Source organism: Sphaerisporangium sp. NPDC051011 (assembly GCF_040653595.1).
GTDB lineage: Bacteria > Actinomycetota > Actinomycetes > Streptosporangiales > Streptosporangiaceae > Sphaerisporangium.
Window position 1 is genome coordinate 211,346 of the sequence record NZ_JBFAGG010000009.1, and the last position, 24,642, is coordinate 235,987.

22 protein-coding genes and 1 pseudogene are annotated in these 24,642 nt (G+C 69.6%); 9 read left to right on the forward strand and 14 right to left on the reverse strand.

Annotated elements, in window-relative coordinates; genetic code table 11:
* Positions 1–287: 287 nt before the first annotated feature.
* From AB0H21_RS22265 to AB0H21_RS22280, 4 genes and pseudogenes are all read right to left on the reverse strand, one after another.
* A complete protein-coding gene (locus tag AB0H21_RS22265; protein WP_358519825.1) occupies positions 288–908 on the reverse strand; it encodes a lipid II flippase MurJ in 621 nt (206 codons plus the stop codon).
* 76 nt (positions 909–984) lie between these two features.
* Positions 985–1,953: pseudogene (locus AB0H21_RS22270) on the reverse strand (lipid II flippase MurJ); the annotation flags it as partial.
* A 269-nt stretch (positions 1,954–2,222) separates the two neighbouring features.
* Positions 2,223–2,783 (reverse strand): Clp protease N-terminal domain-containing protein, encoded by a 561-nt coding sequence (locus tag AB0H21_RS22275; RefSeq protein ID WP_358519462.1) that lies wholly within the window; start codon positions 2,781–2,783, stop codon positions 2,223–2,225.
* Positions 2,784–2,785: 2 nt separating this feature from the next.
* Positions 2,786–3,019 carry a helix-turn-helix domain-containing protein gene (locus tag AB0H21_RS22280; RefSeq protein ID WP_358519465.1) on the reverse strand — a complete coding sequence of 78 codons (234 nt, stop codon included), beginning with the start codon at positions 3,017–3,019 and terminating at the stop codon, positions 2,786–2,788.
* 212 nt (positions 3,020–3,231) lie between these two features.
* On the opposite strand from AB0H21_RS22280, the gene AB0H21_RS22285 reads away from it, so the two are divergent.
* Positions 3,232–4,926: an ABC transporter ATP-binding protein gene (locus AB0H21_RS22285; RefSeq protein WP_358519467.1), complete on the forward strand. Its 1,695-nt coding sequence runs from the start codon at positions 3,232–3,234 to the stop codon at positions 4,924–4,926.
* 8 nt (positions 4,927–4,934) lie between these two features.
* Positions 4,935–6,695, forward strand: coding sequence for an ABC transporter ATP-binding protein (locus AB0H21_RS22290; protein ID WP_358519469.1), 1,761 nt, complete (start codon positions 4,935–4,937; stop codon positions 6,693–6,695).
* Positions 6,696–6,702: 7 nt separating this feature from the next.
* Here the strand turns inward: AB0H21_RS22290 and AB0H21_RS22295 are convergent, their stop codons facing one another.
* A complete protein-coding gene (locus tag AB0H21_RS22295) occupies positions 6,703–8,766 on the reverse strand; it encodes a prolyl oligopeptidase family serine peptidase (RefSeq protein ID WP_358519472.1) in 2,064 nt (687 codons plus the stop codon).
* A gap of 70 nt (positions 8,767–8,836) precedes the next feature.
* Between AB0H21_RS22295 and mshB the strand changes: the two genes are divergently transcribed.
* The 5 genes from mshB (at position 8,837) to AB0H21_RS22320 (ending at position 13,736) form a co-directional block, all read left to right on the forward strand.
* Positions 8,837–9,745, forward strand: coding sequence for an N-acetyl-1-D-myo-inositol-2-amino-2-deoxy-alpha-D-glucopyranoside deacetylase (gene mshB, locus AB0H21_RS22300; RefSeq protein ID WP_358519474.1), 909 nt, complete (start codon positions 8,837–8,839; stop codon positions 9,743–9,745).
* 11 nt (positions 9,746–9,756) lie between these two features.
* Positions 9,757–10,242 (forward strand): DUF6113 family protein, encoded by a 486-nt coding sequence (locus tag AB0H21_RS22305; RefSeq protein WP_358519477.1) that lies wholly within the window; start codon positions 9,757–9,759, stop codon positions 10,240–10,242.
* Positions 10,243–10,317: 75 nt separating this feature from the next.
* Positions 10,318–10,740, forward strand: coding sequence for a hypothetical protein (locus AB0H21_RS22310; protein ID WP_358519479.1), 423 nt, complete (start codon positions 10,318–10,320; stop codon positions 10,738–10,740).
* A 272-nt stretch (positions 10,741–11,012) separates the two neighbouring features.
* On the forward strand, positions 11,013–11,987 hold the full coding sequence (locus AB0H21_RS22315) for an MBL fold metallo-hydrolase (RefSeq protein WP_358519481.1): 975 nt from the start codon (positions 11,013–11,015) through the stop codon (positions 11,985–11,987).
* 474 nt (positions 11,988–12,461) lie between these two features.
* Positions 12,462–13,736, forward strand: coding sequence for a hypothetical protein (locus AB0H21_RS22320; protein WP_358519484.1), 1,275 nt, complete (start codon positions 12,462–12,464; stop codon positions 13,734–13,736).
* A 259-nt stretch (positions 13,737–13,995) separates the two neighbouring features.
* On the opposite strand, the gene cysS is transcribed toward AB0H21_RS22320, so the two are convergent.
* From cysS to AB0H21_RS22360, 8 genes are all read right to left on the reverse strand, one after another.
* Positions 13,996–15,384: a cysteine--tRNA ligase gene (gene cysS, locus AB0H21_RS22325; RefSeq protein WP_358519487.1), complete on the reverse strand. Its 1,389-nt coding sequence runs from the start codon at positions 15,382–15,384 to the stop codon at positions 13,996–13,998.
* 450 nt (positions 15,385–15,834) lie between these two features.
* Positions 15,835–16,371 (reverse strand): hypothetical protein, encoded by a 537-nt coding sequence (locus AB0H21_RS22330; protein WP_358519489.1) that lies wholly within the window; start codon positions 16,369–16,371, stop codon positions 15,835–15,837.
* Positions 16,372–16,373: 2 nt separating this feature from the next.
* Entirely contained in the window at positions 16,374–16,856 is a 483-nt protein-coding gene (locus AB0H21_RS22335; protein ID WP_358519491.1) for a class I SAM-dependent methyltransferase, read from the reverse strand.
* Positions 16,802–17,689 (reverse strand): hypothetical protein, encoded by an 888-nt coding sequence (locus AB0H21_RS22340; protein ID WP_358519495.1) that lies wholly within the window; start codon positions 17,687–17,689, stop codon positions 16,802–16,804. Before AB0H21_RS22340 ends, AB0H21_RS22335 begins: the two co-directional genes overlap by 55 nt.
* 30 nt (positions 17,690–17,719) lie before the next feature.
* Positions 17,720–18,472: a hypothetical protein gene (locus AB0H21_RS22345; RefSeq protein ID WP_358519497.1), complete on the reverse strand. Its 753-nt coding sequence runs from the start codon at positions 18,470–18,472 to the stop codon at positions 17,720–17,722.
* Between the two features lie 102 nt (positions 18,473–18,574).
* Positions 18,575–19,336, reverse strand: coding sequence for a DUF6879 family protein (locus AB0H21_RS22350; RefSeq protein ID WP_358519500.1), 762 nt, complete (start codon positions 19,334–19,336; stop codon positions 18,575–18,577).
* Positions 19,337–19,360: 24 nt separating this feature from the next.
* Positions 19,361–20,248 (reverse strand): helix-turn-helix transcriptional regulator, encoded by an 888-nt coding sequence (locus tag AB0H21_RS22355; RefSeq protein WP_358519502.1) that lies wholly within the window; start codon positions 20,246–20,248, stop codon positions 19,361–19,363.
* 233 nt (positions 20,249–20,481) lie between these two features.
* Positions 20,482–20,985, reverse strand: coding sequence for an ATP-binding protein (locus tag AB0H21_RS22360; RefSeq protein ID WP_358519505.1), 504 nt, complete (start codon positions 20,983–20,985; stop codon positions 20,482–20,484).
* Positions 20,986–21,480: 495 nt separating this feature from the next.
* On the opposite strand from AB0H21_RS22360, the gene AB0H21_RS22365 reads away from it, so the two are divergent.
* On the forward strand, positions 21,481–22,347 hold the full coding sequence (locus AB0H21_RS22365) for a helix-turn-helix transcriptional regulator (protein WP_358519507.1): 867 nt from the start codon (positions 21,481–21,483) through the stop codon (positions 22,345–22,347).
* Positions 22,344–22,577, forward strand: coding sequence for a DUF397 domain-containing protein (locus tag AB0H21_RS22370; protein WP_358519510.1), 234 nt, complete (start codon positions 22,344–22,346; stop codon positions 22,575–22,577). Before AB0H21_RS22365 ends, AB0H21_RS22370 begins: the two co-directional genes overlap by 4 nt.
* 144 nt (positions 22,578–22,721) lie before the next feature.
* Here the strand turns inward: AB0H21_RS22370 and AB0H21_RS22375 are convergent, their stop codons facing one another.
* On the reverse strand, positions 22,722–24,581 hold the full coding sequence (locus AB0H21_RS22375; RefSeq protein ID WP_358519512.1) for a sigma factor-like helix-turn-helix DNA-binding protein: 1,860 nt from the start codon (positions 24,579–24,581) through the stop codon (positions 22,722–22,724).
* Positions 24,582–24,642 lie beyond the last annotated feature (61 nt).

Below are 24,642 nucleotides of genomic sequence, written 5' to 3' on the forward strand. Positions count from 1 at the left end.
CCGACGCTAGCGCTTTACGGGCCGCGGGAACGGGCACGGCAGGAATCCGCGAGGAGTGCCTGCGCGAAGGCGTCGTCGACCCGCACACCGCCGTCGAGGTCGAAGCCCTCCGCCCCGGGCTGCTGCGGCAGCGGCTCGACGAAAACTCCAGTCGCACGCTCGCGGCGCCCTACAGTCCCCGGAGGGGCCGGAGCAGTGGGAGGCCGTGGCGCTGGACTCGGCTGAGCCTCGCCGCCTGGTACTGGACGTCGACCTTCTACGTCGACCTCCTGCTCACCAGTACCCCCTCAACCAGATACCGCCGCAGTGTCATCGATCGCTTCGATGTCGTCTTTCGCCGGCCGGGCTGCCCGCCCGGTGACCATCCCGAGGATCGAACTGATCTCCGGGATGCGCGTCTTGTGGGCTATGCCTAGGTAGAGCAGCATTCCGAGGCCTCCACCGACAGCCAAGACGGCGAGCGCGCTGACGAATCCGAGGCCTCCGGACAAGTGCTGGGCAGCCCAGACTGAGGCCAGGGCCAGCACGGCGGCGGGCAGCGATGACCAGTACATCCGGACGATGGCCGACCCGATGGCCCAGCCACCGAGCCCCTGTACGCGGCGGCTGGCCAGAACCCAGGCGACGATCCCGCCCAGCGTGTAGGCGATGGCGTAGGCGAAGGCCAGTCCCATGACGACATATCGGGCGGGGAGTGAGACGTACAAGATCATCATGAGCAATGCGTTGACAGCGGTCGTGCCCGCGCCCACGAACACCGGCGTACGAGTGTCGCCGAAGCTGTAGAAGACGCGTAGCAGCAGCTGGAACACCGCAAACGGCATTAGGGCCAAGCCGTAAACCTGGAGGACATTGCCGATGTAGATGGCATCGGCCACCGAGGTGGCTCCATGGGCGTAGATCGGCACGGCGATGGCGGGCCCCAGGAACCATCAGCAGGATCGAGACCGGCACCATCACCGAACTGATAAGCCGCACGCTCAACTGGAATTCGTCGCGGACGTCGTCGAGTCGTCCCTGGCCGACGGCCCGGCTCATACGCGGCAGCATGGCGGTGATCACCGAGACGCCGATGATGCCGTAGGGCAGCTGGAAGAGCTGGAAGGCCAAGATGTAGGGGGTGATGCCATGGCCAGGCGCCTGGTCACCGGCTGCGCTGGACAGATTCATGGTGAGCATGAAGCCGAGCTGGGTGATCACCACGTACCCGATGGTCCAGACGCCCATCTTGGCCATCTCACCCAGTCGAGCGTTCCGTAGATCGAAGCGGGGGACGAAGGAGAACCCGGCTCGCTTCAGCGAGATGATCAGGACGATCGACTGAGCCACGATCCCGGCCGTCGTGCCCAGGCCAAGAAGCGCCAGCTGTGCATCACTGACCTGTGAGACGTTGCTGCCTGCTCCACCCGTGACCATCGCGAAGGCCAGCAGTACGCAGATCACTACGAGGTTGTTGACCACTGGTGCCCACATCGGCGCAGCGAAACGATCACGGGTGTTCAGGATGGCGCCGGCGACGGCCCCAATGCCGAAAAAGGCGAGTTGCGGCAAGATGAACCTGGCCAGCATCACCGCCACCTGGAACTTGTCGCTGTCGGGCGCCCAGTTGGTGGTATAGAGGTCGATCAGCAACGGTGCTGAGAGCGCGGCCGCAACCGCGACCACGATCAGTGCGAGCGTGACCACCGTCAACAACCGCTGCTCGTAGGCCCGCCCGCCATCGGGGTCTTGCTGCTGCGCTCTGACGATCATGGGGACCACGACGCTGCTCAGAACGCCGAGCAGGAGCAGGTCCAGGATGCTGTACGGGATGGCATAGGCGGCGTTGTAGGCATCGCCCATCGCTGCGGTGCCAATGGCGTAGGCGAGCACCATGGTGCGGACGAATCCGGTGACCCTGGACACTGTCGTGCCTGCGGCCATGATGGCGCTGGCGCGCAGGCTGCGACTCATGACGTTTCACACTCCAACCGGTGTTCTACCAGCGACGATGAGGGCCCTGGCCTCCCATTCGACGAGGATCGACGAGTCGGCGCCGGCGGGTGGCACCTCATGGCGATGGGATGGCGATGGGAAGTGGGGGTCTTACGGTTTTCGGGGACGGGCGGGCGGCTTGCTTGCTGTGTCCTGGTGTGGTTGCCGGTGCGGGGGCGCGCGGCTCGGGAGTCCTGGGGGCGCGCCGCCGTTCGTACGGAGGGCGGTGGTGGGGTTGGTTGTGGAGGTTAGTTCAGTTCGGTGCGGATATTGCGGCGGAGGGCTTCGAAGTCGAGGCCGGCGTCGGCGAGGACGCGGGTGGCGAGGCCCTTCCCCTCGCGCATCAGGCCGAGCAGGATGTGGCCGTCGCTGATGTAGTTGTGCTGGAGGGCGAGCGCCTCGCGCAGGGAGAGTTCCAGCACCTTCTTGGCCCGAGAGGTGAAGGGGCTGCGCCCGCCGAGGCGCCAGGGCCGGTCGCGGCGGTTGCGGGGCCCGCGGTCGAGGGCGCCGGGGCCGAACGCCGCCTCGACCTTCTCGCGGACCGCGCCGAGGTCGATGCCGATCGTCTCCAGGGCCTCCGCGTCGAGCGCGTCGGGGGCCGTGCCCGCCAGTAGCCCTCTGACCCTGTCGCCCACCTGGTCGTGGTCGAGCCCGTGCCGGAGCAGGACCTGGCCGCCGACCGACGGGTTCGGGCGGAGGAGGGCGAGCAGGAGGTGCTCGGTGCCGATGTGGTCGTGGCCGAGGACCCGGGCCTCCTCCTGGGCCTGGACGACCGTCAGGCGGGCGTCCGCGGTAAACCGCTCGAACATGCTCATTTCTCCCGTCTGAGTAGACCGCGGCCGCCCGCGTACTTCTTGTGAACCGCCTGCCTGCTCACGCCGAGCAGAACCGCGATCTCCTGCCAGGACCAGCCCATTTCGCGGGCGTTGTCCACCTGGAGCGCCTCCAGACGCTCGACCAGCGTCCGCAGGGCCCGTACCGCGCGAAGGCCGACGGCGGGATCGCGGCTGCCGGCGTCCGAGGCCAGTTGTGCCGTATCACTCATGACTGTCAATATAGGTTGACACTCGGCGGGTGTCAACCATGGTTGACGTACGCGTCGGTGGAGTATCGCCGCGTCCTCCCCTGACACGCGCCCCGAACCCGCCGAGCGGAGCGAGGCCAAAAACGCGCCTGTCATGTCTTCCCTGGTCGGAGGGTATGCGCGGCAGAAAATCGATTGCCGCTCGGCTGCCCGGCTGCGAGTGTGGAAGGGTTATGCGCCCCCTGCCCCACGCCGATCCCGGCGTTCCCGATGCCCGCAGCCCGATGCGCTACCTCTGGTGGACGGCCCGCGGGCAGGCGGTGCCTCTGCTCATCGGCATCGTCTACGCGGTGCTGTGGTGGCTCGCGCAGGCGTTCGTCCCCTTCGCGCTCGGCCGCGCCGTCGACGGCCTGATGGCCGGCGACACGGCCGCGCTGGTCCGCTGGTCGGCCATCATGCTCGGCCTCGGCGTCACCACGGCCTTCGGCGGCGTGATGCGCCACCGCATGGCCGTCTACAACTGGCTGTCCGCCGCCTACCGCACCGTCCAGGTGACCGCCCGTCAGGCCACCCGGCTCGGCGCGACGCTGCCGAAACTGCTGTCCACCGGCGAGGTGATCAGCGTGGGCAACTCCGACATCGCCCACATCGGCAACTCCCTGGACATCCTGCTGCGCGGCACCGGCTCGCTGGTCGCCATCGTGGCGGTCACGGTGATCCTGCTCACCACCTCGCCCCAGCTCGGCGTGATCGTCCTGATCGGCGTCCCGCTGATGGCCCTCGCCGTCGTCCCGCTGCTGCGCCCGCTGCACCGCCGCCAGCACGCCCAGCGCGACCTTCAGGGCGAGCTCGCCACCCGCGCGTCCGACATCGTCGCCGGCCTGCGGGTGCTGCGCGGCATCGGCGGCGAGCAGGTGTTCGCCGACCGCTACCGCGAGGAGTCCCAGCGCGTGCGGGCCGCGGGCGTGCGCGTGGCCGCCGTGGACGCCACCCTGGAGGGCGCGCAGCTCCTGCTGCCCGGCCTGCTCATCGCCTTCGTCACCTGGCGCGGCGCCCACCTCGCCCTGGACCACATGATCTCGCCCGGCGAGCTCGTCTCGTTCTACGCGTACGCGCTGTTCCTGGTCGGCCCGCTGCGCACGCTCACCGAGATGGCCGACAAGCTCACCAAGGGCCACGTCGCGGCGCGCAGGGTCGTTCGTATCCTGTCCCTGGACCCCGAGGTCAGCGGCACGGGCACCGCCGCGGGGGCGCCCGGGGGCGACCTCGCCGACGCCGCGTCGGGCGTCACCGTCCGGCGGGGCACGTTCACGGCCCTCGCCAGCGCGGTGCCCGAGGACGCCATCGCCGTCGCCGACCGCCTGGGCCTGTACGTGCCCGCGGGCGACGTCACCTTCGGCGGCGTGCCGCTCGCGGACCTGCCGCTGGAGGAGGCGCGGCGGCGCGTCCTCGTCGCCGACAACGGCGCCCGGCTGTTCAGCGGGCGGCTGCGCGACCAGCTCGACGTCACCGGCGCGGCCTCCGAGGACGACCTGCGTCGGGCGCTGAGCGCCGCGTGCGCCGAGGACATCGTCGAGGCGTTACCGGAGGGCCTGGACTCGCACATCGCCGAGGCCGGACGCGAGTTCTCCGGCGGCCAGCAGCAGCGCCTGCGGCTGGCCCGGGCGCTGGTCGCCGACCCGGAGGTGCTGATCCTCGTCGAGCCCACCAGCGCCGTGGACGCCCACACCGAGGCGCGCGTCGCCGAGCGGCTCGGCGGGGCGCGACAGGGCCGCACGACGCTGGTGTGCACCACCAGCCCGCTCGTGCTCGACCGCGCAGACCACGTGATCTTCATGGACGACGGGGTGGCCCGCGCCGAAGGCGACCACCGCACCCTCCTCGCCACCAGCCCCGACTACGCCGCGACCGTGACCCGGTCCGAGTGATGAGAACTATGAGCAGCGACCGTAGTAAACGCATCCTGCCGGTCGCCGACCGGCGGCAGGTGCGCGCGTACGCCCGGCGGCTGGCGCTCAAGTACCCCCGGCAGCTCTCGCTGGCCCTCGGTCTGCACGGGCTGGGCGCAGCCACGGGGCTGGTCGCGCCGCGCATGCTCGGCGAGCTGGTCGAGCACGTGCGCGACGGCACGGGCGTCTCCGTCGACACCGTCGCCCTGACCATCGCCGCGTTCATCGTCGCGCAGGCCGTGCTGATCCGCGCGGCGGTGTACGCCTCGGCCAAGCTCGGCGAGAAGGTGCTGGCCGAGCTGCGGGAGGACTTCGTCGACCGCGTCCTCGCCCTGCCGCTCTCGACCGTCGAACGGGCCGGGTCCGGCGACCTGGTGACCCGGACCTCGCGCGACGTCGACGCGCTGTCGCGCACCGTGCGTCAGGCCGTCCCCGAGACGCTGATCGCCGTGGTGGCGGGGTTCTTCGTGCTGGGCGCGCTGGCCCTGACCGGCCCGTTGCTGCTGCTGCCCTCGCTCATCGCGGTCCCGCTGCTGTGGGTGTCCACCCGGTGGTACCTCAAGCGGGCCAGGGATGGCTATCTGCGCGAGAACGCCGCGTACGCCGAGATGACCGAGGGCCTGGCCGAGACCGTCGAGGGCGCGCGCACCGTCGAGGCGTTCGGCCTGCAGCGCCGCCGCCACGCGCGCACCGACGGCGACATCGCGCGGTCGTGGGTGGCCGAGCGGTACACCCTGGGCCTGCGCACGGTGTGGTTTCCGGCGGCCGAGATGGGCTACGTGATCCCGGTCGTAGCGACGATCCTGATCGGCGGCCTGTTCTACGTCAACGGCTGGGTCGGGCTGGCCCAGGTCGCCACGGCCACCCTGTACGCCCAGCAGCTCGTCGACCCGCTCGACCGGCTGCTGTCCTGGGTGGACGAGCTGCAGGTCGGCGCGGCGTCGCTGGCACGGCTGCTCGGCGTGGCCAACGTCCCCGACGACCGCAGCGCGGGCACCGGGCGGCCCGACGGCGAGGAGATGGTCGCCGACGGCGTCCGCTACGCCTACCGCGAGGGCCACGACGTCCTGCACGGCGTCTCGCTGCGGGTCGCGCCCGGCGAGCGACTGGCGATGGTCGGCCCGTCGGGCGCCGGCAAGTCGACGCTCGGACGGCTGCTCGCGGGCATCCACGGCCCGCGCACCGGCACCGTCACCGTCGGCGGCGTCCCGCTCGTCGAGCTGCCGCTGGACGAGCTGCGCGGCCACGTCGCCCTCGTCACCCAGGAGCACCACGTGTTCCGGGGCACGCTGCGCGACAACGTGCTGATCGGCCGTCCCGACGCCGGCGACAGCGAGGTCAAGGAGGCGCTCGCCGCCGTCGACGCCTGGGAGTGGGTGGAGGCGCTGCCCGCCGGGCTGGACACGGTGGTCGGCTCGGGCGGGCTCGCGGTCTCGCCCGCGCAGGCCCAGCAGGTCGCCCTGGCCCGGCTGGTGCTCGCCGACCCGCACACGCTCGTGCTGGACGAGGCGACCTCGCTGATCGACCCCCGCGCCGCGCGCCACCTGGAGCGGTCGCTCGCGGCCGTGCTGGACGGGCGCACGGTGATCGCCATCGCCCACCGGCTCTACACCGCGCACGACGCCGACCGCGTGGCCGTCGTCGAGGACGGGCGCATCAGCGAGCTGGGCGCGCACGACGAGCTGGTCGCCGCGGGGGGCGCCTATGCCGCGCTGTGGGAGAGCTGGCACGGCGCCCCGCGCCGGTAGCGGCCGGTCACGAGCCCAGCGACCTGCGCAGGAACTCGACCTGGAGCAGCAGCAGGTTCTCGGCGACGACCTCCTGAGGCGTCATGTGGGTGACCCCCGACAGGGGCAGCACGGTGTGCGGCCGGCCCGCCGCGAGCAACGCCGAGGACAGGCGCAGCGTGTGCGCGGCGACCACGTTGTCGTCGGCGAGACCGTGGATCAGCAGCAGCGGGCGTTCCAGCTTCTCGGCGTCGGCCATCAGCGAGGACCGGTCGTACACGTCGGGCAGCTCGTCGGGGTGGCCGAGGTAGCGCTCGGTGTACCCGGTGTCGTAGAGCCGCCAGTCGGTGACCGGCGCCCCGGCGATGGCGGCGTGGAAGACGTCGGGCCTGCGCAGGACGGCCAGCGCGGCGAGGAACCCGCCGAACGACCAGCCCTTGATGCCCACGCGCGACAGATCGAGGTCGTCGGGGTGGAGCTGGGCGGCTGCGCGCAGCGCGTCGACCTGGTCGTCCAGGACGGGGGTGGCCAGGTCGTGCAGCACCGCCCGCTCGAAGGCGGGACCCCGCCCGGGCGTGCCGCGGCCGTCGGCGATGACCACGGCGAAGCCCTGGTCGGCGAACCACTGGGGCTCCAGGTAGGCGCGGGCGGCCGACAGCACGCGCTGCGCGTGCGGGCCGCCGTAGGGGTCCATGAGGACGGGCAGGCGGCGGGAGCCGGGCACGTGGCCGGTCGGGAACAGCACGGCCGTGCGCAGCTCGCGCTCGCCCGCACGGATCAGCGACACCCGGGGCTCCAGCTTCGGGCGCTCGGCGACGGAGGCGACGGCGAGCCGACGGCCGCCGGAGGTCACCCAGACGGTGGTGCCGGGGACGTCGAGGGTCTGGCTCGCGACGAGCAGGGTGCCGCCGGTGAGGTGGCCGGTGTGGACACCCGGCTCACTGGTCAGCGGGGAGATCGTCCCGGCGGACCACGTCCACAGGTGGGCCTCGGTGGGCTCGGCGCTCGCCCGGAACAGCACGGTGTCGCCGTCCAGGCCGAGCACGTTGAGGACCTGCAGGGCCCGCGGGGTGACGGGCTCGTCGCCGATGACCAGACGCCGGCCGCCGTCCGCGTCGGCCGTCCACACCAGAGTGCCGTCGGACAGGCGCGCCGGGACGCCGGTCACGACGTCCACCCATGCGTCGTCGACGTCCTCGCGCAGCAGGGTCGTGGCGCCGGTCGCGGCGTCGACGGCGAACACCCGCAGGGCCTTCTGGTCGCGCGGCATGGTCACGATCAAGGGGCCGTGCCGGTCCCAGCTCGCGGACACCAGGTACTCGTCCTCGAACGGGACCTCCACGCGCGAGCCGTCGAGCCCGAGGATCACCAGCTCGACGACGGCGTTGGGTGTGCCGGCGGCGGGATAGCCCACCGTGACGGGCGGGCTGGACGGGTTGGCCGGGTCGGCGATGTGCCACCGCCGCACGGGCGAGTCGTCGGCCCGCTCGGCGAGCAGCGCGGCGCCGTCCGGGGACCACCAGTGGCCGCGCATGCGGTCGAGCTCTTCGGCGGCGATGAACTCGGCCAGGCCGTACGTCACCCCGCCGGACTCGGGGGTGGCGAGCGCGCGGTCCTCACCGGTGGCGACCGCGCGCACCCGCAGCGCGCCGCCGCTGACGTACGCGACGTGGGCGCCGTCGGGGGAGAGGCGCGGGTCGATCACGGCGCCCTCGGTGTCGAGCCGGCGCACCGCGCCCGAGGCGAGGTCGGCGAGGTAGAGGCCGCCGGAGAGCGCGAAGACGGCTGAGGAGAGCGCCGAGTCGGAGGAGTACGCGACCACGCCGCCGGCCTGCTCACGGGCGCGCTCACGGCGGGCGCGCTCCTCGGCGGGGAGGTCTTCGTCGGCCGCGCCGAGATCGGCCGGGTCGACCAGCAGGCGCTCGGCTCCCGAGGAGATGTCCAGCTCCCACAGGCACGTCACCGGGTCGGTGCCGGACCGGCTGCGCAGGAAGACGACGCGGCCGCCGTCGGGCGCGATCGTGAAGCCTCGGGGAACACCGAGGCTGAACCGGCGGGTCCGTGCGTAAAGGCGCGGGAAGCTCTCACTCATGCCCCTCATCCTGCCAGGCGGGCGGCAAACCGAGATGACCCGCGCTTTGAGCTGTGGATAACCTCGGGACATGACCGATCGTCGTTTGATGTTGGTACACGCGCACCCCGACGATGAGAGCAGTGGCACGGGGGCCACGATGGCGAAATATGCGGCAGAAGGCGCGCAGGTCACGCTCGTGACCTGCACTTTGGGGGAAGAGGGCGAGATCGTGGTGCCGGACCTGGCCCACCTCGCCTCCGACCGCGAGGACCGGCTCGGCGAGCACCGCGTCGGCGAGCTGGAGGCCGCCTGCAAGGCGCTCGGCGTCGAGGACCACCGTTTCCTCGGCGGCCCCGGCCGCTGGCGAGACTCGGGCATGATGGACACGCCTACGAACGAGAACCCCCGGTGCTTCTGGCGCGCCGACCTGGACGAGGCCGCCGGCGAGCTCGTAGAGATCATCCGTGAGGTCCGCCCCCAGGTGCTGGTCACCTACGACGAGAACGGCTTCTACGGCCACCCCGACCACATCCAGGCGTACCGGGTCGCCTGGCGGGCCTTCGAGCTCGCGGCCGACCCGTCTTTCGGCGAGGGCGAGCCCTGGAAGATCGCGAAGTTCTACTTCACCACCATGTCGAAGTCGTCGATGCGGCGCGCCGTCGAGGCCGTTCGCGAGGCGGGCGTCGAGTTCTTCACCGGGACGAACGTCGACGAACTGCCGTTCGGCGCCCGCGACGAGGCGATCACCACCGAGATCGACGCCCGCGCCCACGTGTCCGCGAAGCTGGACGCCCTGCGCGCCCACCGTTCTCAGGTGAACCTCGAAGACCCGTGGTTCAAGATGTCCGAGATCATGGGTGAGGGCGCGATGGGCCTCGAGTACTACATCCTCACGGCGGGGGAGCGCGGCCCGGCCGGACGCGGGATCCCCCAGGAGGCCGGGGGGCTCGGCGCGCCCCACGACCGCGAGGACGATCTCTTCGCGGGCATCGGCTAGCCTTGCGAACCATGGAGGAAGAGCAGGTCGAGGCCGGGACGCCACCGGTGGGCGGAGCGCTGTCCGCGCTCGTGACGGGCGTCGTCTACGGCCTGCTCTTCGTGTTCGGCGTCGTCTACGGGGTGGTGGCGGGCCTGGAGCACTCCTGGCCCTTGGGCGACCTCGGCGGCCTCGGCGACACGGTGCCGCCCATCCCGATCGTCCTGGCGCTGGTGCTCTTCGGCCTGTTGTACGGCGCCGGCCGGCTGATGAACTCCAAGCTGGGCGCCTTTGTGCCCGGCATGGGGTGGATGTTCGCAGCGCTGGTGTTCTCGATGAAGCGGCCCGAGGGCGATCTGATCATCGCGGCCAACGTCCCCGGGTACTACTACCTGGGGGCCGGGGCCGTGGCGCTGGTGGCGGCCGTCCTGCTCATCCCCTCGTCGGGGTCGTGGCTGCTGCGTCAGCCGTACGGCAGAACAGGGCACGTCAATGTCTCGGGTGAAATGTCCGCGTAAACAGGCATAAATGGTGGGACGTCCCATCGGTCGCGAGGGGTACCGCCCGCCGCGGCCCCGGGTGACAATCGAGACATGCGGGCACGTCACAGGGCCAGGCAGGTGCTCAACTGGGCCAACCTGTCCACGCCGCTGGGGTTGCTGATCGCGCTGGCCGGCCGGGCCGGCGTGCGCCGCGGCGAGCACGGCCTGCTGTACGCCCACGGCTACCGCATCCCCTTCCCCGTCGCCGGGGCCTTCACGGTGGGGAACGTCATCCTCACGGCCCACGGCGAGGGGTACCTGACCGGCCCGCTCCTGCGGCACGAGGCCCGGCACGCGACCCAATACGCCTTCTGCGCGGGCCTGCCCCTTCTGCCGCTGTACCTCCTCGCCGTGGCCGTCTCGTTCGCCCTGTGCGGGCACCCGGCGTCATGGAACCCGTTCGAACGCCTTGCCGATCTGGAGGAGGGAGGCTACCCGCGAGGGTCCTCGCGCTGGCGCAGAGGGAACCCTTGAATAGGGGCCCCAGTATGCGGGCCCCGAAATGGAGAGCGGAGCCGCTCACGATGGACGCTTGCGGGCGGAGCGTCGAGCGGCCCGGAACGGAGGCGACGACGGCGCAGGGCCCGGCATCCGAGGCCACCCGGCTACGCATCTGGGAGGACGTGACGATACCCCGCGGGACTGAGGCATGAACCTCGCCCACGGGGCATCATCGCGTCAGAGTGGTTAAAGATCTCGTTGAGGATCGAGCGCACCTCCCACTCGGCGATGAACAGGAGGGTCGAATGTCGCAAACCGTCAGCCCTGAGATCACCCCGGCCACCCCGCCCCGTCGGCGGACCTGGCCCTCCAGCTTCAAGGACCGCCTGACCTGCCCGTTGCCCGACTTCCGCGAGATCGTGAGCGTCGCCTGGTACGGCGGGTTCCGCGCCGACACCGGGGACGCGGACCAGATTCCCGTGCTGCGCGCCGGGCTGCCGCCCGTAGGCCCCAAGGAGGCCGGGGTGACGTGGGTGGGCCACGCGACCTACGTGCTGCGCATCGGCGGCCTGACGGTGCTGACCGACCCGGTGTGGTCGCGCAAGATCCCGGGGGTGCGGCAGCGGCTGACCCCGCCCGGCGTGGCGTGGAGCGACCTGCCGCCTGTGGACGCCGTGGTGATCAGCCACAACCACTACGACCATCTTGACGCCCCGACCCTGCGCCGCCTGCCGAAGCACACCCCCATGTTCGTCCCCGCCAACCTCGGCGGCTGGTTCGCCAAGAAGGGGTTCACCAACGTCACCGAGCTCGACTGGTGGGAGAGCGCCCGCATCGGCGAGGTGACCTTCGACTTCGTGCCCGCCCACCACTGGAGCCGCAGGACGCTGTTCGACACGTGCAAGACGCTGTGGGGCGGCTGGGTGCTGACGTCGCGGGACCAGCGGATCTACTTCGCCGGGGACACCGCCTACGGCGACCGGTTCAAGCTCATCGGCAGGCGGTACCCGGGCATCGACGTGGCGCTCATGCCCGTCGGCGCGTACGAGCCGCGCTGGTTCATGCATGTCTCGCACGTCGACCCGGCCGAGGCCGTACAGGCCTGCGCGGACGTCGGCGCGCAGCGCATGGCGACGATGCACTGGGGGACGTTCGTGCTGTCGCGCGAGCCCCTCATGGCCCCCGTCCAGGAGGCCCGCGCGGCCTGGATGGCCTCCGGCCGCGACCACGCCGACCTCTGGGACCTCGCCATAGGCGAAACCCGCATCCTCACCGGCTGACGGCCCTCCGCCGTCCCCTTTCACGCGGCTCGCGTCCCCGGACGCGAGCCGCGTCGCGTCCACGCACGCGCGTCTGCGTTGAGTCCTCGTCTCGTTCTTCGCGCACCCCGGTCGGGACGGCCGGCGGAATATCGGATCGCGTACACGAGATCGAATACGGTGGCCATACGCTCCGCACCGATATGCGATCGGTTATAGCGATCTTATCCGGCCCGCGGATCATCATGTCCGGAAGTGGACGTCGCTCAGGGCCGGTCCTTTTTAGCGATTCTGGTGCGGGATGAATCGCGTCCCCTGATGGACGGCCGATATCCGCGATCTCGCTCCCATATTCGCGAAGCCGGAATCCCCGCATGCGGATGGCAACTATAGGGCTTTACCAGTTTACTCAAGCGCAGTCAAGGCGTTGATTATCCGTTAAATGCATGGAATATCGGATGTATCACCGCAGTAAAGGCGCAGAGGAGTATTCAGGTGAAAACCCCCCCGAGCCCCCAAAGAGCACCACGTTCCACCCGCCGTCTGGCGGTCGCACTGGGAGTCGCCCTCGTCACGATCGGCATGGGCGCCGCCCAGGCGAACGCGGCCCCCACCCCCGTCAAGGACACCACGACCCAGGCCGTCCAGCAGACCGGCAAGGTCCCTGGCGGCTTCGCGTCCTGGACGGACCTCCTGGCCACCCAGGAGAAGCTGGTCAAGGCCGCCGACCGGATCACCACCGCCGCCAAGACGCAGGGCGGCGCCGGGTACGCAGGCATCATCGCCGCTCCGGAGAACCACGAGTTGCGCGTCTACTGGAAGGGGAACACCCCCGACCGCATCGGCGACCTGGTCGGCGAGTTGCGAAAGGACGTCGCCGTCAGCGTCCTTCCCGCGGCGTACTCGGCCCGTGAGCTGGAGCGGGAGATGTCCCGCCTGACCCACAAGGCCGGGAACGCGATCACCTCGATCGCGCCGAACGCCGACGGCTCCGGGCTCACCGTCTCGGGCGCCGACGCGGGCCTGACCCGCTCGGCGGTCGCCGATGCGACGGTGGCGGTCACCGTCGAGACCGGCGTCAAGCCCGCGCTGGCGTCCCGCTGGGACGACTCCCCGCCCTGGTGGGGCGGCGCGGCCTGGCGAAACGCCAACACCGGCGGCGGCTGCTCGACCGGCTTCGGCGTCGTCTACGGCGGGACCACCCGCATCCTGACCGCGGGCCACTGCGGCGACATCGGCCAGACCGCGACCGACCCGACGGGCGAGGTCATCGGCCCGGTCTCGGGCGACAACAACTCCTACGACGTCGCGCTGATCGGCACCTCTGCCGGCGGCCGCGTCTTCAACAACAACGCGGGCTCCACCTCGCCGGAGTTCAGCAACCCCGTGATCGGCACCTCCAGCTCCTACGTCGGCCTCTGGGTGTGCGCCTCCGGCGCGTACTCGGGCACCAACTGCAGCGTCCAGGTGCAGCAGGTCGGCGTCACGATCAACGTGGGCTACCTGATCTTCAACACCGTCCGGGCCGAGCACTCCGCGCGCACCAACGCGGTCGGCCAGGGCGACAGCGGCGGCGCGGTGCAGGTCGTCAACTCCGCCAACACCAGCCAGGTGTACGCGGCGGGCGTCAACACCGCCATCGACACTTCGACCGCCGTGCCCTGCACCGGCTACGTCACCAGTGGCCGCACCTGCGCCTGGCGGATGTACTACGCGCCGTGGGCCAACGCCACCACCGCGTTCCCCGGAATCTCGGTCATCTTGGGCTGACGACCCGGCTGATCGGACGAGGTCTCCCACGGCGGTCGTCGTCCCGATCGGATTCGGGAAATCAGTAGGGGCCGGTGCCGCAGCACCGGCCCCGTTTTTCCATTTCACCGGCGCGGAGAAATCATGGTGATCCCTCCGGATGGCGCGATAATCGGGATCATCGGAAACGGAACGCGAACACCGGTTATGTTTCCGATCAATAACGCGCCGCCCGCTTTTTGTCCTATGAACGACGCGGTGCCCGATCGGATGTGCGCCCTCAGCTCCAGGTCTGCCCCTCGGGGGTGTCGGTGACCTTCACGCCGAGCGCGGCCAGCTCGTCGCGGAGGCGGTCGGAGGCCGGCCAGTCCTTGGCCTCACGGGCCTGGGCGCGGGCTTCCAGCAGCTCCGCCGCGCCGGGCGGCAGGACGGGTGCGACCCGGGGCTTGCCGATGTCGATCGACAGGTCGAGGCCGAGCACGTTGTCCAGGTGCAGGAACGTCTCGAAGCGGGCTCCCGGCGGCACGGACTCGTCCTTCTCCAACTCGCGCAGGACGCGCAGCGTGGTGGGCGTGTCCAGGTCGTCGTCCAAAGCGGTCTGCGCGCGGTCGCGGTACTCCTTCGCGATCGGGGCGCTCGGCGACTCGGCCCACTCGGCGACCCGCTGCCGCCACCGGCGTAGCGTGCGATCGGCCGCCTGCAGCGTGTCCCAGGTGAGGTTCATCTGCTGGCGGTAGCGGTGTTCGAGCAGCGCCAGCCGTACGGCCAGCGGGTCGAGCCCGGCGGCCTCGACATCGGAGAGCAGAACGACGTTGCCCGTGGACTTGGCCATCTTGCGGCCGTCGAACAGCAGGTGCTCGCCGTGCACCCAGTGCTTGACGACGTCGTGGCCCACGGAGGCGTTGGACTGGGCACGCTCGTCCTCGTGGTGGGGGAAGCGCAGGTCCTTGCCGCCGGTGTGGATGTCGATGTGCTCACCGAGGAAGCGCAGCGACATGGCCGAGCACTCGATGTGCCAGCCCGGGAAGCCGCGGCCCCAAGGCGTCTCCCACGTCATGTCGCGGTCGGACCCCTTCCACAGGGCCCAGTCGGCGTGGAAACGCTTGCGCGGGTCGACGGCCTCCAGGCGGTGGGCGGGCTTCAGCGCGTCCAGCCGATTTCCCGAAATTTCGCCGTACGTCGGGAAGCTGCGCGCGTCGAAGTACACCGACCCGTCGTCCAGCGCGTAGGCGTGCCCCTTCTCGATGAGCCCCTCGATCATCTCGATCATGAGGTCGATCGTCTCGGTGGCCCGGGGTGTGTACTCGGGTGGGCGCATGTTCAGCGCTGCCGTGTCGCGGCGGAAGGCGTCCTCGTAGAACCGGGCGATCTCCAGCGCCGAGCGCCCCTCGCGGCGCGCCTGCTGGAGCACCTTGTCCTCGCCGGAGGCGTCGATCTCGTCGTCATCGACGAGATGCCCGACGTCGGTGATGTTCTGACAGAGGACCGTCCCCACACGGTGCCGTTCGAGCACCCGCCGGATCAGATCCGGCAGCAGGTAGGACCGCAGGTTGCCCACGTGCGCGTACCGGTAGACGGTCGGCCCGCAGGTGTACACGCGCACGACACGCGCCCCCGGGGCGACGACGCTTTCGAGCTGCCTGGACCGAGTGTCATACAGCCGCAACATACGGCCGAGCCTAGAACATGCCTCGTGGACGGGCCTAGTCTCCTTAGCCCAGGGCAGGGAACGCGCGGGTGAATAGGGCCCTACTGAATAGGGGCCGTGTGCATGCGAAGGAGGGGACGGCGGCGCGAAACGCCTGAAGCGAACGACATTCCCCTTCCGCTCCCTCCTGACCGGAGGGGAACGATCTCAGGAGATGGACAACTTCTCGGGCTGAGGTTGTGTCAACCCACCCGTACCACGCCGTCGTGCTTGCTCGCCGCGATCCCACCCGCAAACCTCGCGGCCTGCGGCGGTAGAGCCCGTGGATGGGTGGCTGGGAGGAGAGACTCTGCCCAGCCACCCGACCAATTGTTGCGAGCGGGTACAGCGGCGGACTCAACCAAATGCACAACACCTTTTGGGGTTGATTCCACCAGGTACCGACGAGGGAGAGGAGCCCGAACCGTCTTCTCAGGAAGCTCTCCGTTGCCTTTCGGAAGGGTCATCCCCATTTAGCAGGGCGTCCAGATCCGCACGGATGAGCCCCCTGTAGGGGTTGGGCTGGATGAGGACGGTGCGGGCTCCGTCCTGCGTCCTGCGCACGGCCCACGCATGGTCGGCGGGCGTGAAGTCGTCATCGACCCAGACGAGGGGCTCGTCGCGGCCGAACATTTCGGCGATGGTGTCACGTTTCCACAGGTAGCCGTTCGGGTGGCTGGTGGTGAGGGGGAGACGTGGCAGGTCGATGTGGTCCCAGGCGGGGAGACCGAGTCGAGGAGCGATGAGGGTGGAGGCGTCAGCCCGCCAACTGGTGCACCACAGCGGGGTGAGGGGGTGGCGGGTGAGGAGGTCGCAGATGAGGTGGCCGGTGGCGGGGTTGAGCCAGATCGTGACGGGCTGCTCGTAGCCGGTCGGGGTGACGTGGTGGCGGTGGAAGCCGTGGGGGAGCCGGCCAGTCGGTCCAGGGAAGGGGATGTGGACGCCGTCGATGTCGCACAGCAGGTACATGGTCAGTTCCTTGTGAGGATGAGGACCAGGTCGGTGGTGTCGTTGGTGCGGAAGGTGAGCGCGAGGAGGCCGCCGGGACGGAGTGCATGGGCGACGGCGGCGACGAGAGGCGCTGGGTCGGTGAAGGAGAACGCCCCGAAGATGGACAGGCAGAGATCGAGGGAGCCGGCCGGCTGTTCACGCAGGTGGGTGGTGGCGTCGGCGTGAACGAAGGTCAGGCCGGGGATCGCTCCGTAGCGAACTCGCGCGCGCCGGATCTTGGTGGGGTCGTGGTCGATGCCGACGGCGTGGAGGCGGTGGTGGGCGGCGAGGTGGGCGAGGTTATGGCCGCTTCCGCAGCCGAGTTCTGCGATGCGTCGTCCGGAGAGATCGCCGAGGACGCTGAGGGGCGGCCCGACCCCGGGGGCGCGAGTCCACTCGAAGGATGCGGTCAGGTCAGCAGGTCGGCGGCTTCTGCGAGGTGGCGGGTGATCGCGGAGGTCCATGCCTGTTCGGCTCCCTGCGCCCATCCGATGATCATCTGGTGGGTGAACCAGCCGGCCACCCAGACGCGGTGCCAGCCGAGCGCCCAGCGGGCGGCGGGCAGGCCGCCGCGTTCAGCGGCCGTCTCGTGCGGGCCGCCCGCGTCGACATAGGCGGCGATGGTGCCGGCGAGACGGTGTTCGTCGGGGGTGTCGAGGGTGCCGTGCCAGGACGCCAGGTCGAGCAGGCCAGGGCCGTGGAACGCGCGGGCGAAGTCCACAAGGTGTGTGCCATGATCGCCGACGTGGACGGACGTCGGATGCCACTCGGAGTGGCACAGCCCGAACGGCGGCAATTCCACGCCCTTCAGCCGGACGGTCGTCGCGTCGGCTATCGCGCGCGCCGCATCGGCTGCCTGGCTGTCGAGGCCGAGCTCGGGGAACCGCTCAAGCATGAGCAGCGGCATCGCCGCGAGTCTGGGCCCGTCGAGGATGTCGAGCGGGCCGGTAGCGGTGATCTGGTGGAGACCGACGGCGAGCGCCGCGCCCTCGCCGTCGGTCGGCTCCCGCCTCGCCGGACCAAGGTCGTCGAGAAGCATCCCGAGCAGGCCGGGCGTGCGGGCAACGGCGAGGCGGCCCGGCACCGGCAGCCCGGCCGCCTGCGCGACGCCGAGCGCGACGTCTTCGCCGGCGAACGGGCCTTCGGCGTACTTGAACACCACTGTCCCGCCACCGTCCAGGTGGAGGCGCTCCACCCCGGAGCGGGCCCACACGCGGATCGGCTCGCGCCTGGTCATCCGCCCCCCGGCCTGGTCGAGTAGCCGGGCAAGGAGAGCGTCGGTCTCGGTGGCGTCCATGGGAGGTCCGTTCCTTGTGATGCTGCTGGGTTACCGGCTGGCCGGGACGCGGCAGGCTTCGACGGCCGCGATCCACTCGTGCTTCATCGCAGCCAACTCGGCGCGGAACCGTTCCAGCGGGGCGCCGTAGGGGACGACCGCGCCGCCGGTCTGATCCGGCACCGACTGACAGCCGTGCACGAGCCGCCCGCCGAGTGCGGTGTGCGCCCGCACCAACTCAAGACGGCGAGTCTCGTTGAACCAGCCCCCGTGATACACCTCGTCCAGCAGATCGCCCTGCGTGTCGGTCAGGTCGAATACAGCGCGTGTGGTGGAGTTGAAGAACCAGGCCGGGCCGATCACCGAGATCTCGCCGGTCAGCTCGACCTTGTTGAGCGCCATGAACGTCCCCGCCTGCCGCAGCATACGCAACTGCTCCGGCCCGATCCCTGGCAGCCCCAGGTCGGTCAGGTGCTCCTCCCGGAACACGTACCGGTACACCTCCCACCCGATCCGTAGCACCGTCGCCGCGTCGTCGGTACGGGTGGCGTTCGCGCGGATGTAGTCCAGCGCGATTTGCTCCAACGACCGGTCGGCGGTCTCCCTCGCATCGAGCATGTCGCGCTCGACCTGCGGCCACGGGATGACGAGCCAGGTGTGCTCGGTGAACTTGAAGAAGTACTGCTCCGGGTCCACGGTGATCGTGTGGCCGTTCACGCTGATCCCGGGGATCCGGTTCCAGCGCGGGTCGAACGCCTCCGGCAGGTCGACCGTGACGAGCTTCGGCGAGGTCTGAACGTTCATGCGGTGCTCCCTTTCCGTTGGGCGAAGCGCGGTGCGACACCACGATGTGCCCGCTCGACCATCCGCGACCAGGGATTTCACCGGCTTTCACCAGGGCATCGCTCAGAGCGGCTTGTACTCCGTATGCGGGATTGCGCGCTCCCACACCATCTCGAACGACCCCACGATCTCCCGCACCACCCGCGGATCGGAGATGTACTCGAACGCATCCGGCAGATGATCCCCGTTCCCCGCGTTGTGGTTGAACACCACCAGGCGCTGGTCGTACATCCAGAAGTCCGCGTGCGGCAGCATGATGCCCGACGCCTGGCGGCGCGGCAGCCACCGCACCTCCTCCCCCGCCTCCACGTTCTCATCCGTCACCGCGTACTCGTACCGGATGAACTCCGACACCGGCTCCGACACGATACGCGCCCGCCGCACCCGCACCCCACGGGCGACCGCGTCCCCGATCAACCGATTCCATCGGCCACCATCATCTACCCGGCCAGAGCCCCCGGCCTGCCAGTCCGCGAACCCCTCACTCGGCCCGTATTGTTCGCGCATCTCCAGATGCACCGCAGACCGTGTCGCCTTCGCCAACAGATCCGCGAACCCGGGCTGCCCGTGCCCATGCAGGCCCTGTTCGTAGTCACTCACCGCGTCGGCGATCATCTGCCGCATCGATGCCGGAAGCCACACCACCGCCTCGTCCTGCGCGATCGCCCCGTGCTCCCGGATCAGTGCCAGGACCGCCGGGTCGGAGACGACCCGGCCCTGGAACAGACAGTCCCCGGTCACGGGGTCGACGAATACCGCGGGGCAGTACTCCTTCTCCGATTGTGGATCTTGCCCGATGAAATCCAGACGCTCCGGACTGCTCATGCTGACTCCATTCGACTCTGCTTGTCACGAGAATCGCCCTCCCGCCGCCGGACGGTCAAGAGCCTCCAACGCCGCCACGATCAACCCCCGTGCCCGCTCCCCATGCACCGCGATCCGCGCGAACCGCTGCCACGCCTCCACATACAGCCGAACGTCCTCGGGCATCGTCAGATTCAGATACCCACTGATCAACTCCACCGACACCAAATCCGTGTCGTTCATCGAGAACGACTCCCCGGCCACCGCCCCCAGCCGCTCCGCCACGCGCGGAATGATCCCCAACGACACCGTCGGCCACGGCATCATCTCCAACAGCTGCCGCAGCTGCTCGGCGTGCACCTCCACTGGCGCCAATCGATACCACAGGACGTCCTCCTCCAGCAGGAACACCCACCGCGCATCCGGCCGATGCAGGCATTCCTGCCGTGCGAGCCGCGCCTCGACCGCCTCGGCCACGTCATCGACCGGAACGTGTTGCTCCAAGCGGACCCGGGTCAGCAGGTAGGTCATCATGCCGCGCGTCTGCAGCAACCCCGGCGGAACCCGCGTCTGATAGACCCGATGCAGCCGCAGTTTCCAGTACTCGTCCCGAACCCGCTCTTGCCGAACCTTCAACCCACCCCGGTTCAGCTCCGCATGGGTCGCCCACATACTGGCCGCCGCCGCCTGCTCGGCCAGCAGTTCCACCAACGCCTGGGGCTCCGCCCCGCAGACCGCACACCATAAGCGGACATGGTCGCCATTGATCGGCTTCTGGCCCTTTTCCACCATCGTGACCATCGCCGACGACGACCACCCGGCACGCCGCGCGAACTCCACGCCGGAGATCCGCGCGGCTACCCGCATCTGGCGTAACCGCTCACCCAGACGCTGCCGCGCGGCCTGAGCCGAAGACGACGGTGTAGCAGGCATCACCTTTATCGGATTTTGTCCGAGCCGGGCCCACAGCGCACGGCAACGGCGTTGTGAGGTTGCGGCATAGTGACGATTATTTCCTCATTGGATCCGCGTATTTATCGCCGACCAAGACCCACACGCTCAGCACTAGAGCCTAGTACCAGGTCACGGCGCCTCGGGGTCGAGGAAGGCGAGGATGTTCCTTTGCCGAAGGAGGCCTGTACGGAGTGAGGTCACGGCGCGTGCTGCTATGGCGCGTCAGTGTCGTCCGGTCGCGACAGGATCGGACTCGCAGGCGTATCCGGTCGCGAAATCGACTCTGCGGTGGCAAGGTGGGCGGCTTCCGCGTTGTGGGCGGTGAATCGCCAGCGGGCCCAGACCGTCTTACCGGGTCCGTCCGGCGGTCTGGTGACGCCGTGATCTTCGGCGAGGATGGCGACGATGGCCAGGCCCCGGCCGTGGACTGCTTCGACGTCGAGGGCAAGTCGGCGGGGTTGCTGGGGACCGTGATCGGACACGCGGACGTATAGATCCTGGGTTCCTGCCCACAGTGAGAGTCTGATGGGCGGCTCTCCGTAGGTGACGGCGTTGGCCAGCAGTTCGGCGACGACGAGAACCACATCGTCTGCGAAGTCCTGGATGCCCCAGCTGATGAGGGTCTTCATGACCTTGTGACGGGCGCCGCTGATCATTGCCAGGTCGTCGGGCAGATCCCAGCAGACGGTACGCAGGCCAGTTGGCTTCTCGATCATCGAGGCTCCTTGACGTGGGGGTGGCGTCCATCCCGGTGCGCGACGGGGCTGAATGGGCTGATCGGCATGCTGGGTAGGAAGCAGGGTGGCGTCCTCCGCCTGGCGCATCAGCGTGCGTAGTTCATATGCGGTCGATGCATGGAGCAGCAGGGCCTCGGGGACGGGCCAGGTCGCCGCAGCGTAGAAGCGCCGCGCACCGACGCCGTACCACACCATCCACGCGGGCTCCATCTGATCAAGCTGCTCCGATGATGCCCTGGCGGCAGGGTCCCATCTGCGAGCGGTGACCTCCTCGGCGGGCCTTCCGTGTCGATGCCGACCTCGCGGACGCTGAGTTGGATCGGTCCGTCTCACACGGCCACCGCCTTCCCGGGTATCCCCATCAGCCCTACCGTCACGATGTGCTTCCGCTACGCTGCACAGAGTAATGCTGATTAGATATCACGACGATGCAGGTCTGCATATTGGTTTCCTGCATCCGACCGAAGGAGGACGGTGGCGTTGACTGCCGGCTACAGCCCGAGCGTTCGCGGGCGTCAACTGATCAGCGAGTTGAAGCGCTTGCGAGAAGGCGCTCAGTTGATCCAGGCCGAGGTGGCGGAGCGCCTTGACTGGCACCCGACCAAGGTGTTTCGCATCGAAACCGGCCGTACCAGCCCACATCCCAACGATGTTCGTGCCCTGCTCGACCTGTATGGATTGACCGATCAGGGAGAACGCGATGGTCTCATTGACTTGGCGCGAAACGCTCGCAAACGTGGCTGGTGGTATGCGTATCGCGACATCCTGCCCAGCCAGTACCAGGTGTATATCGGACTGGAGTCCGAAGCCGCCTCAATCCGCAGTTTCGAACTCGCGGCCGTAAACGGTCTGCTGCAGACGGAGGAGTACGCGCGGGCCCTGATGGCCAGCGGACCGCAAGAGCTTGAACAGGAAGAGATCGAACGCCGAGTCGAGGTTCGGATGACCCGACAGAAGATCTTGGAGAAGCCCGACGGGCCCCAGCTCTGGGTGATCCTCGACGAGGCTGTGCTGCGGCGACCGGTCGGCGGACCCGACATCCTGCGCGCCCAGCTGCGCTGCTTGTTGGAGGCATCCGAGCGGGCGAAAACCACCATTCAGGTAATCCCCTTCAGCCTCGGTGCCCATCCTGGCATGATCGGTCCGTTCTCCTTGCTGGGATTCCCGCAACCCACCGATCTCGACATCGTCTACATGGAGACGATCGCCGGAAACCTCTATGTGGAGGAGTCGGGCGAGGTCGCTCGCTACGTCACGGCATTCGATCACTTAAGGGCGGAAGCTCACAACGTTCGGAAAGCGCGCGATATGCTCAACGCGGCCATGCATGACCTCGAATGATCGGTACGAGGAGGTGTGAATTGCCAGAGCGAGACCTGCCTGCCGTCGTGTGGCGCAAGAGCACGCGCAGCCAGCAGAACGGCGCGTGCGTAGAAGCGGCATTTTGCGACACAAGAGTGGCTATTCGGGACTCTAAGGATCCTGATGGGCCGAAGATCATGTTTGCCAAGAGCCGGTGGAATGCCTTCATCCGTGGGCTGAAAGATGGCACCATGCAGATCCGGTCATAACGCGCAGACGTGGTGGTCCGGGTGGTAAAGGTCGTCGTGCCTTGCTCACAGCGGCGATGCGGGACTCCCGGGAAGATGCCCGTTTGCGAGCACTGAGCCGGTGGCGCGTGTGGGGAGCAGGGTGGGCGGACACCCTGCTCCCCTTTACGGGGCCTCGGGGTCGAGGAAGGCGAGGATGTCTCGGTCGCCTCTGTCGCGGAGGCGGGTGAGGACTTCGTCGCGGGTGGCGCCGTCAGGGAGGCCGATGCGGGCGCCGATCAGGCGGAGGGCTTCGGCCTCCGAGGCGACGGGGGCGGTGTAGCCGATGAGGTGCAGGGCCATGTTGATCGGGGGGAGGCCGGGGGCGGCCTGGGGGAGGTAGCGGGTCAGCAGCTCGCCGCCGTCGGAGACGGTGAGGAAGATCGAGTCGCCCTCACCGGCGTTGTAGTCGGCGAGGACGGCCCTGATGGAGCCCATCGTGGGCTGGTTGTGCCAGCTGATCACGACGTCGCCGGACGGGGTGGAGGTGGTGAGCGAGCCGCCGGGGGCCATGCCGAGGTGGGCGGCGAAGCCGGTCGGCAGCGGGGAGCCCGAGCCGCGCAGGTGCTCGGCGTTCACGTCCACGCGGTGCCACCAGCGGCCGTCTCTGCTGCGGAACGAGCGGCGGGTCATCGACACGTCGCGGCGCGGGTGGTAGGGCTCGGCCTGCTCGGGGGCGGCGACGCGGATCCACCCCCGCTGGGTGCGCTCGAAGCCCGGGCCGCCCGCGTAGGCGCGCACGGAGCTCTCGCTGACCTCGTACCGCGCGGTGAGGTTGGCGACGATGCTGTTCACCGAGGCCTCGCCGCCCGCGCGCTCGATCTCGCGGACGATCATCTCGCGGATGCCGATGTACTCCTCGCCGCCCCAGCGCGACAGCCCGTACCGGTTCCTGTCGACGCGCAGGAAGCGGTCGTCGGCGGTGAGCTGGTTGCGGATGCCGACCAGGCTGTAGTCCTCGCCGATGCGCGCCTGGATCTCCTCGGGGCTGAGCGGCGCCTCGGCGACGGCCAGCACGGCCTCGGCCTTCTCGTTGACGCTGCGCGGCCAGGGGACGACGTGGCCCTCCAGGATGCGCAGCTGCGGGACCGAGGCGAGCCACCGCTCGGCGACGTCCTCGCGGACGCCGAGCTGGGCGACCATCGACACCGCCTCGGGCAGCTTCACCGGGCCGCCGGTGAAGAGCTGACGCGTCTTCTCCTTGAGCTCGTCGGCGCCGCCGGCGACCAGCCAGCCGTCCACCTGGTCGTACCCGGTGAGCAGGGTGCGGATGAACCGCCAGGCGGGCACGCCGAGCGTCGCCAGGTCCGTGCGGTGCCAGGGCGCCGCCGCCGCGAGGTCGTCCGCGGGGACGGCAGAGCCGAGGCGGCCGCGCAGCCAGGCGAGGTGAGCGGCCAGCGGGGTGGCCTCGGGCGTGGACAGGCGGGCCTGGACGTGGTCGCGCAGGTCGCGCTCGATCTGGCGGATGCGCTCGCGGGTGACCGAGAAGCGCTGCGCCAGCTCGTCCAGCGTGGCGCGGCGCTCGGCGTAGACGCGGTCGCGGGCGATGGCGCGCTGCCGGTCGTCGAGGACGGCGAAGATCTCGTCGATCAGCTCGGGGATCGGCCGGTCGCCCTTGGCGGGCGCGGCGGCGGTGGCGGCGTCGCGCGCGGCCGAGGCGTTGTCGGAGGCCAGCAGGCGCTCCAGAACACCGGTGAACACGGTGAGCGCCAGCTCGCGGTCGTCGGCGACGCGCAGCCCCTTGTCGGGGTCGGTCATGCGGAGGAGGGGGAGGATGTCGCCGAGCGGCAGGTGTCCCCAGCAGGCCGTGGCGAGGTCGGCGAGCCGGGCCGCCACCTGGGCGGTTCCGATGACCAGGCAGGCCCGGTCGATCGGGAGCGCCTGCCACCACGCCTCCGGTAGGCGGGGGTCGCTCGCGATCGGCTCGACCTGGCCAGGTGCGGTCCAGCGCAGGGGAGGCACGATGTCGCTAAGGCTCAAATTCATGGGGGTCCAACCGGAACGGGGCTTGGGCGGGACGAGACGGAGTCTTATCCGCGGTTCAGGT

Bases quoted from the DNA above. Each gene is read 5' to 3' on its own strand.
- AB0H21_RS22275 (WP_358519462.1), bottom strand. From the start codon at position 2,783: ATGTTCGAGCGGTTTACCGCGGACGCCCGCCTGACGGTCGTCCAGGCC.
- AB0H21_RS22280 (WP_358519465.1), bottom strand. From the start codon at position 3,019: ATGAGTGATACGGCACAACTGGCCTCGGACGCCGGCAGCCGCGATCCC.
- AB0H21_RS22285 (WP_358519467.1), top strand. From the start codon at position 3,232: ATGCGCCCCCTGCCCCACGCCGATCCCGGCGTTCCCGATGCCCGCAGC.
- AB0H21_RS22290 (WP_358519469.1), top strand. From the start codon at position 4,935: ATGAGCAGCGACCGTAGTAAACGCATCCTGCCGGTCGCCGACCGGCGG.
- AB0H21_RS22295 (WP_358519472.1), bottom strand. From the start codon at position 8,766: ATGAGTGAGAGCTTCCCGCGCCTTTACGCACGGACCCGCCGGTTCAGC.
- mshB (WP_358519474.1), top strand. From the start codon at position 8,837: ATGACCGATCGTCGTTTGATGTTGGTACACGCGCACCCCGACGATGAG.
- AB0H21_RS22305 (WP_358519477.1), top strand. From the start codon at position 9,757: ATGGAGGAAGAGCAGGTCGAGGCCGGGACGCCACCGGTGGGCGGAGCG.
- AB0H21_RS22310 (WP_358519479.1), top strand. From the start codon at position 10,318: ATGCGGGCACGTCACAGGGCCAGGCAGGTGCTCAACTGGGCCAACCTG.
- AB0H21_RS22315 (WP_358519481.1), top strand. From the start codon at position 11,013: ATGTCGCAAACCGTCAGCCCTGAGATCACCCCGGCCACCCCGCCCCGT.
- cysS (WP_358519487.1), bottom strand. From the start codon at position 15,384: ATGTTGCGGCTGTATGACACTCGGTCCAGGCAGCTCGAAAGCGTCGTC.
- AB0H21_RS22330 (WP_358519489.1), bottom strand. From the start codon at position 16,371: ATGTACCTGCTGTGCGACATCGACGGCGTCCACATCCCCTTCCCTGGA.
- AB0H21_RS22335 (WP_358519491.1), bottom strand. From the start codon at position 16,856: ATGGACCTCCGCGATCACCCGCCACCTCGCAGAAGCCGCCGACCTGCT.
- AB0H21_RS22340 (WP_358519495.1), bottom strand. From the start codon at position 17,689: ATGGACGCCACCGAGACCGACGCTCTCCTTGCCCGGCTACTCGACCAG.
- AB0H21_RS22345 (WP_358519497.1), bottom strand. From the start codon at position 18,472: ATGAACGTTCAGACCTCGCCGAAGCTCGTCACGGTCGACCTGCCGGAG.
- AB0H21_RS22350 (WP_358519500.1), bottom strand. From the start codon at position 19,336: ATGAGCAGTCCGGAGCGTCTGGATTTCATCGGGCAAGATCCACAATCG.
- AB0H21_RS22355 (WP_358519502.1), bottom strand. From the start codon at position 20,248: ATGCCTGCTACACCGTCGTCTTCGGCTCAGGCCGCGCGGCAGCGTCTG.
- AB0H21_RS22360 (WP_358519505.1), bottom strand. From the start codon at position 20,985: ATGATCGAGAAGCCAACTGGCCTGCGTACCGTCTGCTGGGATCTGCCC.
- AB0H21_RS22370 (WP_358519510.1), top strand. From the start codon at position 22,344: ATGATCGGTACGAGGAGGTGTGAATTGCCAGAGCGAGACCTGCCTGCC.
- AB0H21_RS22375 (WP_358519512.1), bottom strand. From the start codon at position 24,581: ATGAATTTGAGCCTTAGCGACATCGTGCCTCCCCTGCGCTGGACCGCA.